At 56.2% G+C, this 14,459-nt stretch carries 13 protein-coding genes; 4 read left to right on the forward strand and 9 right to left on the reverse strand.

All coding sequences use genetic code 11. The features are described 5' to 3' along the window. A partial coding sequence (locus tag QGH09_02415; protein HJO17039.1) for a UPF0182 family protein occupies nucleotides 1-2,363 on the reverse strand: 2,363 nt, incomplete at its 3' end. A 694-nt stretch (nucleotides 2,364-3,057) separates the two neighbouring features. Continuing rightward, nucleotides 3,058-4,359, reverse strand: a complete 1,302-nt coding sequence (locus QGH09_02420; GenBank protein ID HJO17040.1) for a DUF4147 domain-containing protein — start codon at nucleotides 4,357-4,359, stop codon at nucleotides 3,058-3,060. 120 nt (nucleotides 4,360-4,479) lie between these two features. On the opposite strand from QGH09_02420, the gene QGH09_02425 reads away from it, so the two are divergent. Both QGH09_02425 and QGH09_02430 read left to right on the forward strand, forming a co-directional pair. Further along, on the forward strand, nucleotides 4,480-6,774 hold the full coding sequence (locus tag QGH09_02425) for a heavy metal translocating P-type ATPase (GenBank protein ID HJO17041.1): 2,295 nt from the start codon (nucleotides 4,480-4,482) through the stop codon (nucleotides 6,772-6,774). 32 nt (nucleotides 6,775-6,806) lie between these two features. Then, nucleotides 6,807-7,196 (forward strand): hypothetical protein, encoded by a 390-nt coding sequence (locus QGH09_02430; protein ID HJO17042.1) that lies wholly within the window; start codon nucleotides 6,807-6,809, stop codon nucleotides 7,194-7,196. Between the two features lie 132 nt (nucleotides 7,197-7,328). Here the strand turns inward: QGH09_02430 and QGH09_02435 are convergent, their stop codons facing one another. From QGH09_02435 to QGH09_02465, 7 genes are all read right to left on the reverse strand, one after another. Further along, nucleotides 7,329-8,096: a cytochrome c oxidase subunit II gene (locus tag QGH09_02435; GenBank protein ID HJO17043.1), complete on the reverse strand. Its 768-nt coding sequence runs from the start codon at nucleotides 8,094-8,096 to the stop codon at nucleotides 7,329-7,331. After that, nucleotides 8,097-8,399 carry a hypothetical protein gene (locus QGH09_02440; protein HJO17044.1) on the reverse strand — a complete coding sequence of 101 codons (303 nt, stop codon included), beginning with the start codon at nucleotides 8,397-8,399 and terminating at the stop codon, nucleotides 8,097-8,099. Between the two features lie 8 nt (nucleotides 8,400-8,407). Beyond that, a complete protein-coding gene (locus tag QGH09_02445; GenBank protein ID HJO17045.1) occupies nucleotides 8,408-8,617 on the reverse strand; it encodes a hypothetical protein in 210 nt (69 codons plus the stop codon). A gap of 9 nt (nucleotides 8,618-8,626) precedes the next feature. Beyond that, nucleotides 8,627-8,929, reverse strand: a complete 303-nt coding sequence (locus QGH09_02450) for a cytochrome C oxidase subunit IV family protein (GenBank protein ID HJO17046.1) — start codon at nucleotides 8,927-8,929, stop codon at nucleotides 8,627-8,629. A 51-nt stretch (nucleotides 8,930-8,980) separates the two neighbouring features. Then, entirely contained in the window at nucleotides 8,981-9,577 is a 597-nt protein-coding gene (locus tag QGH09_02455; GenBank protein ID HJO17047.1) for a cytochrome c oxidase subunit 3, read from the reverse strand. An 8-nt stretch (nucleotides 9,578-9,585) separates the two neighbouring features. Continuing rightward, nucleotides 9,586-11,340: a cbb3-type cytochrome c oxidase subunit I gene (locus tag QGH09_02460; GenBank protein ID HJO17048.1), complete on the reverse strand. Its 1,755-nt coding sequence runs from the start codon at nucleotides 11,338-11,340 to the stop codon at nucleotides 9,586-9,588. 185 nt (nucleotides 11,341-11,525) lie between these two features. Then, the gene (locus QGH09_02465; protein ID HJO17049.1) at nucleotides 11,526-12,218 is read right to left on the reverse strand and encodes a TVP38/TMEM64 family protein; all 693 of its coding nucleotides are present in this window, start codon (nucleotides 12,216-12,218) and stop codon (nucleotides 11,526-11,528) included. A gap of 266 nt (nucleotides 12,219-12,484) precedes the next feature. Here QGH09_02465 and QGH09_02470 point away from each other — a divergent pair, with 266 nt between their 5' ends. After that, the gene (locus QGH09_02470; protein HJO17050.1) at nucleotides 12,485-12,637 is read left to right on the forward strand and encodes a hypothetical protein; all 153 of its coding nucleotides are present in this window, start codon (nucleotides 12,485-12,487) and stop codon (nucleotides 12,635-12,637) included. Nucleotides 12,638-12,658: 21 nt separating this feature from the next. After that, complete coding sequence (locus QGH09_02475) at nucleotides 12,659-14,359, forward strand: sodium:solute symporter (GenBank protein ID HJO17051.1); 1,701 nt, start codon at nucleotides 12,659-12,661, stop codon at nucleotides 14,357-14,359. Nucleotides 14,360-14,459: the final 100 nt, after the last annotated feature.

Consider the following 14,459-nt stretch of genomic DNA (forward strand, 5'->3'; position numbering starts at 1 on the left):
ATCGGCACGACTAGGAGCGTGCCTTGAATTACCTGCGAACCCTGCTGGTTCCAGAGGGTGAGCTGTGGTGAAATATCTTCGTCTTGGTTAATTCGAGAGACGATCTGCTGTGGGCCAAAAATGAGCTTCTGTTTAGGGAACTGGAACACCATGAGTTTGCCGTAGTGTTCTCCGTCGCTCCGTGCGACCATCCACGCTGCAAGATTGTTCTTCCGACGTGGTGTAAACGGCAGCATCTGAATGAATTCGGCGTCCTGCTCGCCCGGCAGTTTCATGATGGTGTAGTACGGCTCCATCTGAGCTGTGCGTCCGTCACTTTCGATCGCCGGCACATCCCACTGGTCTTCCTTGTTGTAAAAGACTGCCGGATTAGTCATATGGTAAGTCGAGAACATTGCTGTTTGCAGCGTGAAGATGTCCTGGGGATAACGGACATGGCTGCGAAGATCGGTCGACATCGTCTCGAGAGGTGTGAATAACTCTGGAAAGATCTTGCTGATTGTTGCCGCGATTGGGTCGTCAGCGTCAGCTAGATAATAGGTAGTAGTACCGTTATACGCATCGATGACGATCTTCACCGAGTTACGGATATAGTTGAGGGTCCGAATTGCCTGAGTCGAATACGGATAGTTATCGGTCACGGTGTAGGCATCGATGATCCAGAACAACCGGCCTTCTGAAATCACCATATACGGATCACGGTCGTACATCAGGAACGGCGCGAGCGCTTCTACGCGATCGCTGATATTCCGGTGGATGAGGATCCGACTATCGGGTGTCAGCTGCCTGCTGATTAGCACGTTGAACGCGCGGAACCGTAAGCTGAATAACATCTTGTGGAATAGCCCGCCGATTGGGACGCCGCCATCACCCACGTATTCGGTATAAACGTTGTCATCACCTTCTGGATAGTGGAATTCTCGTGTGTTGGTATTGACGATCACATAGTCGTTCGCCAGCTCCCCGAAATAGACACTCGGTTCTTCGATCGACAGGTCCACTGCCGAGCTCGGCGGTAAATCCTTAAGGAAGAGCACCGGCAGGCCTTCGGCTGTGACCTGATTCACTGGGCCGAGGGCCAGGCCGTATCCGTGTGTGAACACCAGTCGCTCATTCGGCCACGTGCGGTTGGATAGACTATTTGAGTTTAGTTCCCGACTTGAGAGCATGGTTTGGCGATATTCGCCGTCAATTACATAGCGGTCATTGTCGACCGAAGCAAAATCGTAGTACGAGCGGATGGCCTGAATCTGCCCGAACGTGTCCAGCAACGGTCCGTGATCCCACAGTCTGACGTTGTTGATCGTTTCAGGATTGGCATCAATGTCGCTCCGTGTAAGTGTCGCATCGCCGGAAAGTTCTCGCGCGTCAATCCCCTCGAGCGCAAATGCCTTCCGGGTGGCTGCGACGTTGAACTCGATGTAGGGTGCTTCCCTTTCTTGTTCATTCGGCGTGACAACGATCCGCTGAATAAGGGCACCGTAACCAGTTCCACCTGCTGACACCGCGATATACAAGACAACTGCAAGCGGCACCGGCCACTGTTTCGGTGAGAACGCTTGGTAGGTCGCCAAGCTGGCACCGAGCAGGGCCACTGCAACAAGGAGCTTTAACATCGGTATCCGGGCCTCGACATCGGCGTAGGACGCGCCTTGGATAACACCCGCTGGCGTCAATAATGTTCGAGGCACATCAAGTGAGGCGCCCCATGCTAGTAGTAGCAGAAGCGCGGCGATGAGTAGCGATAGGTGCTGACGCGCCCCCCGACTGATCTTGAGACCAGCTTGTGGCTCAAAACCGACCGCACCTGACAAAATGTATGCCGCCGTGGCGCTGGCGAGACTCAGAACGACAACGCTGACAAGCAGATTCCGAATAAAGTCGAGAAACGGCAGTTGGAACACATAGAAAGCGATGTCCCGGCCGAGCAGTGGGTCCACCTCACCGAAAGGCGTGGCGTGCTGATACTGAAGCCAAACCATCCATTGACTGGATGCAAAAACTCCCATGAACAGCGCGGCGAGCCCGGACACTCCGGCCGCGATCAACTGGAGCCCTTTCCGGTCGATGATTAGCGGTTGCACCTCTGGCCCACCCCCGAGCGTCAGGTAGGGCTTAGTCATGTCCCGTAGCGCATATCTCAGTCCGCCGAGCAGCACGCTAAAGGCTATTGCAAAGACAGCACCACCGAGGATTAACTTTGAGCTCAGTGTGCGAATGAACAGTTGGTCGAAACCGACCTGCTGAAACCAAATCCAATCGGTGTAGAAGCCGGCGAAGAATGGCACTACCAAAAAGAGCAACACCCCTGCGACGACGATCGGCATTCTAGGAATCATGGGCACCTCAGCCCGTACGGGCATTGAATGACTCAGGACATCATATCCCGTCTTTGGCGACTAGCGTAAGGCCTCGGGTCATGGATTGGTCGGAGATTACACCCCAGGGACATCAGAAACACGACAGAACCATCAAGAAATTCGTAGGCATTTCTCACTTGAGTTGCATGAAAAATGAAACGATGATGCGGGATGATAGAGATTGCAGCTAGTTTCCCCATCAGTGTTACAGCTTCACCGTGACAACAGGAAGGGTGGACGATGAGCGACCGCAAGTATAAGCAACGCGGCTACCAAGACGACGAACCATCTCCATCGCGGTCTAAACGTTCTGGTTCCAAGCCGAAGTCCGGGGAGGCTCGCGGCCAACTTCCGGTGAGACCAAAGGCGCCGAACATGCCCGGATTTCACGATGTAATCCGCTGCGCGAAATGCGGAGGTCTACTGGACCAGCCGATTGGTGATGGCGCGACTTGTTCTCGGTGTGGGTCAGCACTGCACACTTGTGCACAATGTGCTTGGTTCGACCCCAGTAGTCGCTTTGAATGTTCACAGCCGGTGACAGCCCGTATTACTCCAAAGGATGGCCTGAACAACTGTACCTACTATGAACCACGAGTGACTGTGGAGCGCCAGACCCATTCCAAGAGGGGTCCATCGAGCGCCAAGCAGGCCTTTGATGATCTATTCAAGTAACGCACGGGATCGTGGAATTACTCTACCAAGCGACAAGCAGCCTGAGATCACGGACGTTGTGGCCAGTTGGTCCAGTGGTGATCGTGTCCCCGAGCTGTTCGAAGAACTGGTGGGAGTCAGCACGACGGAGATAGGTGTTGTGGTGGAGTCCAGTGCTCTCTGCACGGGAGAGCGACCCGCCGTCAGCAACGGCACCTGCAGCTGGGGATGAGCCATCGATTCCATCAGTGCCAGCACTTAGCACCGCTATCGACCGTCCAGCAATCCGCGGTACGCAAGCCAGAACAAACGCCTGATTCCGACCACCGAGACCAAGCGGGTTTGTGACCGGGCAAGAAAACTCACCTCCGTTGACAATGGCCACTGGACTTAGTGGGTGCGCTTGGCGAACGTGGTCGACCGCCGTGAGCAAATGCTCAACAGTGCGCTCAAGTGGCCAGTTATCACGCACTGCAACATCAATCATTACTTGCCACCCGAGGGCCCGCGTTTCATCCGCCAGCGTCTTTACCGCTTCGGTTGAGCCTAACAGGCGGTACCATCGGCTTGTCGAGAATTCTGGCGATCCCGGCTTCGGTGTTTCAGGGACTTGGTTATTTTCGAAGAGTTTCCTCACGGCGATCGGCATCTGATCGAATAACTTCGTGTTTTTCAGAATTGCGTGGCAGTCAGCTACAGTTGATGGGTCTGGCATAGTCGGCCCAGAGGCGATTAGTGAGGGGTCGTTGTCGGGCACGTCGGAAACGTAGAACGTCAGTTGTTGTGCCTGTCCAGCGAGTGCGGTCAGTTGCCCACCTTTGACACGCGATACGTGTTTCCGGATAACGTTGACGTCAGCGATCGCGGGTCCAGCGGTTACCAGTAACTTGTTCAACGCTCTAGTGTCCTCTAAGTTGAGCCCGTCAATCGGCTGTTCGAAGAGCGCGGAGCCTCCTCCTGAAAGCAGATAAATGACTAGGTCCCTAGGGCCTACCTGCTTGAGGCAATTTATCACTGCAGCGCCCGCGTCAAAGCTGCGCGTATTAGGTAGCGGATGCCCTCCGATGTACCACTCACAGCCAGGAATCGGTGTTTCAGGCGCGTTCGTAGTGACGACGATGCCGTCGAACGTTCGCGGAGCTAGGAGTTTCGCGACCGATGCGGTCATCGACGACGCCGCCTTGCCGATCGCGATCACGATAATGCGTTCGACTTGGCGGAGATCGATTGCATCATCGTCCACGGTCAAGAACGGTCCTGTTAGACCGACCCGTCGGTGTAGGACTTCGTGTAGGTCTAGCCTAGCGAGGCTGCGCGCGAATAGACGGCGGAGAACTGCTTTCAACTTTCACCCATGTATATCGTACACATCCCTGTGAGCAGATGCACGAGCAGGGCGCCCTTGGAAACCACGCAAGGTGATGCGGCCGCAGAGTATGATGGACCCAGTGCGTGAGAAATGCCAATGAATGGACATGATCCTGTTTGTGGGATGTCAGTCGACTTAGCGGCCACACCCCACATTGCTGAGTACGCCGGAAGCCGCTATGGGTTCTGCTGCGGCCATTGTCGCGATAAGTTTCTTTCTGACCCAGAACAGTACCTAAAGCCGCTAGGGGAACAGTCGGAAGTGGAGGCCGTTTCCGCGGCGGGTAGCTACATTTGTCCAATGGACCCTGAGGTGTCTGAGGACCGGCCAGGGGCCTGTCCGCGATGCGGCATGGCACTAGAACCCCTAGTTGTTACGGTCGAAGCGCCACCAGACCCTGAGGCTATCAATATTACTCGGCGTTTTTGGTTGGGCGTTGCACTCGGATTGCCGGTGTTGTTACTAGCCATGGGTGAGATGGTGTTCAACCTGAGCGTGTCGGGTGTTACCGGTAGCCGGATGAACAACTGGCTGCAATTGATACTTGCATCACCCGTTGTACTTTGGGCTGGCTGGCCGTTTTACCAGCGAGCATGGATGTCGATTGTGAACGTCAGCCCAAACATGTTCACGCTGATCGCGCTCGGCGTCGGGTCGTCCTACCTCTATAGCCTTGTTGCAACAGTAGTGCCGGAGTGGTTTCCCAATGGATTCCATGGCGAAGCCGGTGTTGAGCCATACTTCGATACAGCGGTGGCGATCACCGTGCTCGTCTTGTTGGGGCAAATGCTTGAGGGGCGGGCACGCAGTCAGACGGGGGCTGCGATTCGTGCACTACTCGGTCTGACACCGAAGACCGCGCGTGTGATCCGCGATGGGAGTGAGAAAGACATTCCACTTTCATCAGTGCGGGTCGGCGATCTATTACGGATTCGTCCGGGTGAGAGGATTCCGGTTGACGGAGTGGTCGTCGATGGGACGAGCGCCGTTGACGAGTCAATGGTTACCGGGGAATCGATTCCAATAGAGAAGTCGGCGAAGGCTTTACTTATCGGTGCCACGATCAACGGCACGGGCGCGCTTACGATGCTCGCGGAACGAGTTGGTAGTGACACGCTTTTAGCACAGATAGTGCGAACAGTGACCGACGCTCAGCGTAGCCGAGCACCGATACAGCGGGTTGCGGACCGCTTGGCTACGTACTTCGTGCCAAGCGTGGTAGGGGTATCAATTGCAGCATTCATCGGCTGGGGACTCTGGGGGCCAGAACCTCGTTTTGCGCTGGCTCTAGTTAGCGCAGTCGCCGTCCTTATCATCGCGTGCCCGTGCGCGCTCGGCTTGGCTACCCCGATGGCGATCATGGTGGGTACCGGGCGCGGCGCGAGCGCAGGTGTTCTTATCAAGAACGCTGAAGCACTCGAGGCGCTGGAACGCGTTGACACATTAGTGGTGGACAAAACCGGCACGCTAACCGAGGGGCGGCCGAAGGTTGTCGACGTTTATGCAATCAACGGTTTTACAGAAATTGAGGTTGTTCGGCTTTCGGCTGCACTGGAACAGGCCAGTGAGCATCCCTTGGCCTCAGCGGTGTTGGCGCGGGCACGTATGGATGGCTTATCGTTACCCACAGCGATTGATTTTCAGGCTGTGCCAGGGTGTGGGGTAACTGGATCAATTAATGGTCAACAAGTCGCCCTTGGAACCCGGGAATTACTAGCCGAACGCGTGATCGACATCGGGTTGCTGTCTGCCCGTGCTGCTGCTGTTCGGCGTAATGGTCAAACGGTCATGTTCCTAGCGGTCAATGGTCATGCTGTAGGCCTTCTTAGTGTTACCGACCCAGTGAAATCGTCGACTCCGGAAGCCCTTGAACTGTTACGCCAAGATGGCCTTCGGTTGGTCATGGTTACTGGCGACAATGCACTAACCGCGCAGGCAGTTGCTGCTACTTTGGGCATCAAGGAGTTCAGGGCCGGTGTTCTCCCAGATGCGAAACGGCAAATCATCGCCGAACTGCAATCAGATGGTCACACGGTTGCAATGGCCGGCGACGGCATTAACGACGCTCCGGCACTTGCCGAGGCTACGGTTGGGATTGCGATGGGCACTGGTACTGATGTGGCCATGGAATCGGCTGGGATCACACTTGTAAAAGGTGACCTCCGAGCGATTGCACGTGCGCGGCGACTCAGCCGAGGGACCCTCCGTAACATTCGCCAGAACCTGTTTCTGGCCTTTGTTTACAACGCCGTGGGTGTGCCCGTGGCCGCCGGTATTCTGTATCCGTTCACGGGACTACTCATCAGTCCTATTTGGGCCGGTGCGGCTATGACACTTAGTTCGCTCTCAGTGATTGCCAACTCACTACGCTTACGCTGGCTGGAACTCTGATTCCCGAACGCCGTGGGAGAGTAGCTGGTCTGATGAAGCCAGAAATCGGGCAACCACAGAAAACGGTCACGCCATACCAGTCGGCGCTGGCTGCGCGATTCGAACAGTTGCAAGAGTTACTACGCGATTTTCCTGGGATTCGTGAAAAGCCGCAGCGCCGCGGACTTACCTACAGATACAACGATCGCATAGCTTTCGTTCTTACTCGGAAGCCGCGCATCATCTTACTCGAGATGAAGCTGCCTGAATTTGTGGCGGATGAGGTCCTTCGTCTGTCTTATGTCAGACCGCACAAATCCACCCGTCTTGCCCGCACAGGTTGGGTCGCCGTGGCCGTTCGCGCAGAAACGCCGCTAGATCGGGTCGGCGAGTTGGTGCTGCGAAGCTACGATTTTCGCATTGAGTTGGGCATTCCGAGCTAGCGTGGAGCCACGAGTAAACGCCAAAGCTTTGTTGTAAAGGCCTCAATGCTTCTTCGCGCGTTGCGCCACGCAACTGGCAACTATAGACAGTGGAATGTGTGCCGCAACTTTTCTGTCTCGGACTGCTAGGTTCTAGTTTGCGCCCTGAAACGCCATTTCCTCTTGGAACCAGGCTTGGAATTCAGTTTGGGTCTGAATCTTGACGAATCCACGCATCCGGTAGTGCCCTAGCCCGCACAACTCGGAGCAGTTGATTTCGAAGTCACCGGTCATGGTCGGTTCGAACCAGACGGGGATCTCTTGGCCAGGGATTGCGTCCTGTTTTACCCGCATGGACGAAATTCCGAAACTGTGGATGACGTCCTGCGTGGAGAGGTGTACGAGTGCAGGGGTATCGACCGGCAGGTTGAGCTGGTTAATCGTTACGAGATCATCCACCGCCGATGGGTCACTACGGTCCAACCCAATGGCGTTGGTCGGCGTAATCAGGTCGATCGCGCTACGGCCGAACAGACCGTCAGGTCCCGGGTAATGGATATGCCACTCGTATTGCTTGGCCACCACACGCACGACGGTCGACTCCCCCCCTGGCGGGAATTCGTTCACGCGGTTCGCCCAGGCCGGGATCGCGAAACCGATGAGCGTCACCGCTTCAAGGACTGCGACCGCGATTACAACATAAGCCGCTGTGTGGCTCTTCACGCCTACGTAGTCGCCCTTCGGATTCCGGGACTGCCGAAAACGAACCAGGGTGTAGAGAAAGAAAGCACTCCACCCAACGAAGATGGTGCCCATAAGCCAGTGCAGTTCCTCGATAAGCCGATCGATCTCACCAGCGTGCGCCGACGCTTGCACCGGCAACCCCAGTAGCTCTCCCATCAACCCCAGTAGCTCTCCCATCTAATAACTCCCTTCCGAGCGGACTGATCGCGGCGCCAGGATGTCGCGGCCCACACTCGTGCGTGACAGTTTAAACAAGCGCACGAAGAACATCACGAATCCTGTCGCTACGCAGGCAAGAATCCCGAGCATGAAGAGAATCGCCATGCTCATTCCCTGCGTCATGGGGGAATCAACGGCGCCGAAACACACCGCGCAAGCCCAAGCCGACGAATTGTCAGCTACCAAGAGCACCGCGGCGAACACAGTCAGTACGTGACAGGCGCGCGTGCGCATCGCCGAGCGTTTTACCTTTTGCATCATCACGTCCGTCACTCGATGCCGGTTCGCCGCGTCTTGCGGACGAAGCCGACGGCGTAGATGCTCAAGACCGCCGCGACAAGACACGAGACCACTCCTGTCGTCAAGTGCCCGCCCGACCCCAGCGGCGACCGGAACATCACAATGCCCCAGCCGCCCATGAAGAGTGCCAGCACAATCGAGGCGACGATGAACAGAATGTGAACAGCTCTCAGGGACATCAACACCCCCTATCGGGCGATGCCGTCTAGCATCGTCAGCAACGGCAGGAACATCAGCGCGACGAAGAAGACTGCCGTCAACATCAACGTCCAGTAGATCGGCGACTTCTCAGACACCAGGTGCATGAAGCAACTCGCCACCAGCGACCCCTTAACCGTGGCGATGACGAGTGCTAGAGCAAACGCCAGCGGAATTGCCAAGGAGAGGGAGGCGACGCTGACCGTGATGACCGTCAGGACCATTAAGGCGACGAATACCATGATGTAGACCGTGACGTGCTTCTTGATGTCTTCAGCGGAATCCATGCTCATTCGTTTCCTCTTCGTCAGCGTCCAGGCGTCAGGCGCAACCCAACCAGTCCATTACAGCAGGTAGAGCACCGGAAACAGGAAGATCCACACCAGGTCAACGAAATGCCAGTAGAGTCCGGCCGCCTCAATCCGGTTCGTGAAGCGCTCCGGTGCCGTGTGCCACATCTTAACGCCTGGCAGCAGGAAATAGCTATTGACGACAACTCCACCCACGATGTGCAGACCGTGCAGGCCGGTGATTAAGAAATAGATGCCCAAGAAGGTGCTTTCAGACGGATACAACTGATGCGAGAACTTGTCGGCGTATTCGAACACCTTAACGATTAGGAAGATGAGCGCGAGAGCAACGGTGGCGCCCATGTATAGCCTGTATTTAAACAGGTCCCGCAACTTAAGCGACGCCCACGCCATGACCATCGTCATCGACGAACTGATCAGCACAACAGTGTTGAAGGTCGCGAGCGGGACGCTCAGGATCTCCGCCCCTTGAGGCCACGTTCCAGGTTCCGCACCGACTCGCAGGAGGACGTAGGACGAGAAGAGGCCGCCGAAGAGCATGACCTCAGACGCCAAGAACAGCCAGATACCAAGCTTAACGTTATTCAGCCCGGTATCGGCCCGGGTGTCGACGGTATACGGAATCTCCATCGCGATGTCTACTCCCCTGGCTGCGAGCGTTGGCCCTGCGGCGTGAAGTCGGTTACTGCGCCGGGCACACTGTACTCGTACGGCCCGCGGTGCACTTCGGGCGGTGAAAGGAAATTGCCGTGTGGCGGCGGTGTTGGGGTCTGCCACTCAAGGGTGGTCGCCTTCCACGGGTTGTCGTTCGTCTTCTCCCCGTTCCGAATGCTTCTGAAGAAGTTAATGATGAAGAAGACCTGGAAAAGCGCGAGTCCCCAGGCGGAGAATGACATCAGATTGTTCCAATGCAAGACATCTTGCACGTGCTGATACCCAATGCCGCCGTCGTACATTCGTCGATTCATCCCTGCCAATCCCTGGATGAGCATCGGCCAAAAGATGCCATTCATGAAGATGAGTGAGCCCCAGAAGTGGATTTTCCCGAGCAGGTCGTTCATTTTTCGGCCGGTGACCTTTGGGTACCAGTGATAGATGCCCGCAAACAACGCGAAGATGGTGCCGGGTGCCACGACGTAGTGGAAGTGTCCGACGACATAGAGGGTGTCGTGCAGATGGATGTCTGACGCGGCGAGGCCCAGCGGTAGCCCGGTCAGCCCCCCGATGCCGAACATCGGCAAAAACGCCAGCGCAAATAGCATCGGCGTTGTGAACCGGATCGAGCCTCCATACAGTGAAACGGCCAGTGCCGATAAAATGACCACCGACGGAATGGAGATGATCATCGTCGTTGTCTGGAAGAACGTACTGATGGACGTGCCCATGCCGGTGAGCCACATGTGGTGTGCCCAGACGATAAACGACATGAAGCCGAGGAAGATCATCGAATAGACCATCGCCCGGTAGCCCCAAAGCGGCTTCCGCGTGTTGTTGGCGAGGATTTCGGCCACGGTGCCCATCGCCGGAAGAATCAGGACATACACCTCCGGGTGCCCCAGGAACCAGAAAAGGTGCTGCCACAACAAGGCGCTACCGCCGCCACTAACCTCGAGAACCTGACCGCTCACCACCAGCCCGCTCGACAGGAAGAAGCTTGTACCGGCGAGCCGGTCCATGAGTTGTAGGAATGCGGCTGCTTCGAGTGGCGGGAAAGCGAGCAACAGCAGAAAGGCTGTCACGAGCTGGGCCCATACAAAGATTGGCAGCCGCATCCACGTGAGGCCGGGCGCGCGTAGCTGCACGATTGTGACGATGAAGTTGATCGCGCCAAGCAGTGACGAGGTGATCAGGCATGCCATTCCGAACAACCACCACGTCTGGCCTTGGGTCGCGATCACAGCCAACGGGACATAAGCCGTCCAGCCTGAGTTGGCAGCGCCCCCAGGCACGAAGAAGCTCACCAACATCACCACGCCACCGAGGAAGTACACCCAGTAGCTCGCCATGTTCAGGCGAGGAAACGCCATGTCGGGCGCGCCAATTTGGAGCGGCACTACGTAATTTCCGAACCCGCCGACTGCCAGCGGCACGACGCCAAGAAAGACCATAATCGTGCCGTGCATCGCACCCAGTTGGTTGTAGAACTCAGGCAGCATGATGCCGCCCGGCGCGTTGGCGTCACCAAACCAACCGCCAATGTAGGGGATGGGCTGGCCGGGGAAGGCGAGTTGCCAGCGCATAATTATCATCAGCGTGAAGCCGAGACTCATAAACAGAAGCGCGGTGAAGGCGTATTGGATGCCGATCACCTTATGGTCCTGGGAGAAGAAGTATTTCTGCCAGAAACCTAGTTCGTGCTCATGTTCCGTGTGCGCGTGCCCGGCTGTCGTCACGTTGTCCAACGTCGTGCTTCCTTTCTGTGTCGTGCGGCGTCCTGGGTCGTGATCGCGAGTAGAGGCTGGTTGTTAGCCGGCCGATTCGGCCCGCAGGCCATCAAGCACGGAATTCTATATGGAGGCGAGGGGGGGGCGCAAGGACAGAAATGGTCGGGTCTACGAATAGTCAGTAGAAACGATACCTACTTGCCCGTGCCTAGGTGGAGGGCCCGGGAAGCGATGCGTGTAATTAGTCTGGTTAAAAGGATCATTGCGGCCAGTCCTAGCACCAGGACTAAGTAGTAATAAGTCGTTCCTTCGGCCGGGCCGTCGCCAGCTAGCATGGCCACGTCGCCAGCAAGTTTCCCGTAGTAGGTATAAAGGAGGGTGCCAGGGAGCATACCCACGGACGCCAGAACGTAGTCCCGGAAACGGACGCGGGTCAGACCTAGGGCGTAGTTGAGCAGGTTGAAGGGGAATATTAGGGACAGCCGGAGTAAGAGAACAATCTTGAAACCCTCGTCTCCCACGATGCTGTCTAACTCGACGCAACGAGGATAGCGTGCTAACCGTCGTTCGATTGCCGCCCTAGCGACGTGCCGGGAAAACAGAAAAGCGCTAGCTGAACCAATTGTGGCGCCGACCAATACGAGCACCGTGCCATTGACGAGACCAAAGATGGCACCCGCTGCGAGGGTCAATAGCGAGCCGGGGATAAAAGCGACCGTTGCGATGGCATACGCGACGACGAATACAATCGGCCCCCATACACCCCCACTTTCGACCCAAGCCACAAAAGCCGGAAAATATCCGCCGAATTGCCAACCTAGAGCAACGACTAACCCTAAGATAGCCGTGCTGGCCAGAAGGTGCTGTCGGGAGTGGTTCTCCGTCATGAGTGTCACCGGCCTCTTCTTGGCCCACCTACTACGTAGGATAACGCCCTGCAAAGTAATATAAATTTTCCCAGTTTTCCGACTGTGTGTAAGGGGCAGTGACCACGATGAGGCAAGGGTATACTGCTTCCTGCCGTTCGCACCGGAATATGCAACTTAGGCTTTTGCAGTGGGTGCGAAACAGTTGTTTTTGTGTTCCAGTACTGAATTAATGCGCGCATCTGGTGACACTGGCTGAATACGGTGCGTGACCGGAGTAGGGTCCTATGAGCAACTTTCCCTCCCCAACCCACACGGATGGGTTACTGACTGCGGCTAACTCAGCACGACCAATGACGCGCACTTACATGGCGGTGTTAGTCGTCGAGGCGTTGGTCTTACTGGCCTTGTGGGGTTTCAGCTGGTATTTCGCGAGCTGATCGCGGTTCATCGACAAACCCATGCATTTAGTCGACTGGTTCATCGTTGCGGCATACCTAATCTGGGTGGTCTACGACGGCCTGAAGCGGACTAAAACCTCCTCAGCGGTTGAGGGCTACTTTCTAGCTAACCGCTCCCTACCGTGGTGGGCTGTGGGCCTCACCGTCATGGCAACCCAAATGAGCGCGATCACACTCGTCGGGACGACGGGTCAAGGCTACGCCGACGGCATGCGCTTCGTGCAGTTCTACTTCGGCCTACCGGTAGCGATGATCATCTTGTCACTCACGCTCGTGCCGTTTTTCTATCGAGCCAAAGTTTATACGGCCTACGAGTACCTCGAACGTCGCTTCGACGTGCGTACTAGGACGCTCGCGAGCTTACTTTTCCTAATGTCGCGGGGGCTGCAGGCTGGTGTAATTATCGCGGCGCCGGCAGTGATCCTATCGATTGTGCTGGGGTTCAACCTCACCTTGACGATTATTGCAATCGGGTTGCCGACGACACTTTATACGATGTTTGGTGGCGTGCAAGCGGTCACTTGGACCGACGTGAAACAGATGGTCGTTATTGTGGCGGGCTTGGCGGCGGTGGTGTTCGCACTCGTTTTGGGACTACCAGAAGATGTTGGCCTCGGCGAGGCCCTACACATTGCGGGTGCGACGGGTCGACTTACTACAATCGATTTTCAGTTCGACCTGAACGAGACCTATACGTTCTGGTCAGGATTGATCGGCGGGCTTTTCTTAATGCTTGGCTACTTCGGATGTGATCAGAGTCAGGTGCAACGCTATTTGACCGCCGAGTCAGTCAACGCAGGACGACGCTCGCTCCTGATGAGCGCCTTCGTGAAGATCCCGCTCCAAGCGCTGATCCTGCTAACCGGCGTACTCGTGTTTACGTTCTATCTGTTCCAAGCTCCACCAATGCTTTTTAATCCGGTACACGAAGCGGAGATGCAAGCAAGTTCACGAGCGGCGGAGTGGACGGCGCTCGACACGGAGTTTCAGAACGTGCTCGATGTGCGGAGGGCTGCGGTCCGTGATGCGGTAACGGCCCGCCGGACGGGTAACCCCGCTGCGACGAGAGTGGCCCAGGCTGCCTTTGTTGAACATCAGCGGAGCTTGACTACGATTCGTGGGCGGGCCGTATCACTGGTGAAGGAAGTCACAGACGATGCTTCCTACAATGACGTGAACTATGTTTTCCCAACCTTTGTGACGACCGAATTACCGATCGGCCTGGTTGGGTTGATCGTCGCCGCTATCTTTGCTGCAGCCATGTCAAGCATTGCTGCCGAGCTAAATTCACTATCGACCGCGACCGTAATCGATATGTATCGTCGTCACATTCGCACCGACGCGTCTGACCAGCACTACCTCCGCGTATCGAAAACAGTCACTGGCTTCTGGGGACTTTTTGCTTCCCTCGTGGCGGTGTATGCCGCAAACCTTGGGTCACTTATCGAGGTGGTAAATCGATTCGGGTCCTTCTTTTATGGCTCGTTACTGGGCGTGTTCATCCTTGCCGTGGGCACGCGGCGGGCGACATCGCTCGGAGCGGTTTGGGGGTTGGTTGGTGGAATGGTCACGGTAACCTACGTTGCAGTGACCAGCAGTATCTCGTTTCTGTGGCTAAATGTTGTTGGAGCCACCGCGGTCTTTGTAGTCGGCATGGCTATTAGCACCCTCTTCCCAGCTCATGAGCGCACAGTGGCCTAGGTCATCCATTTTGCTCCCAGAGAAGTCCTTGCAGAACCCAAAAGGATCAGTCCCGTCCTGGCTTTGGCTGACCACGCCTTCCCTTCAATGAGACCAAAGA

The organism is Vicinamibacterales bacterium, from assembly GCA_036012125.1.
In the GTDB taxonomy this organism is placed as follows: Bacteria; Acidobacteriota; Vicinamibacteria; order Vicinamibacterales; family UBA823; genus UBA11600.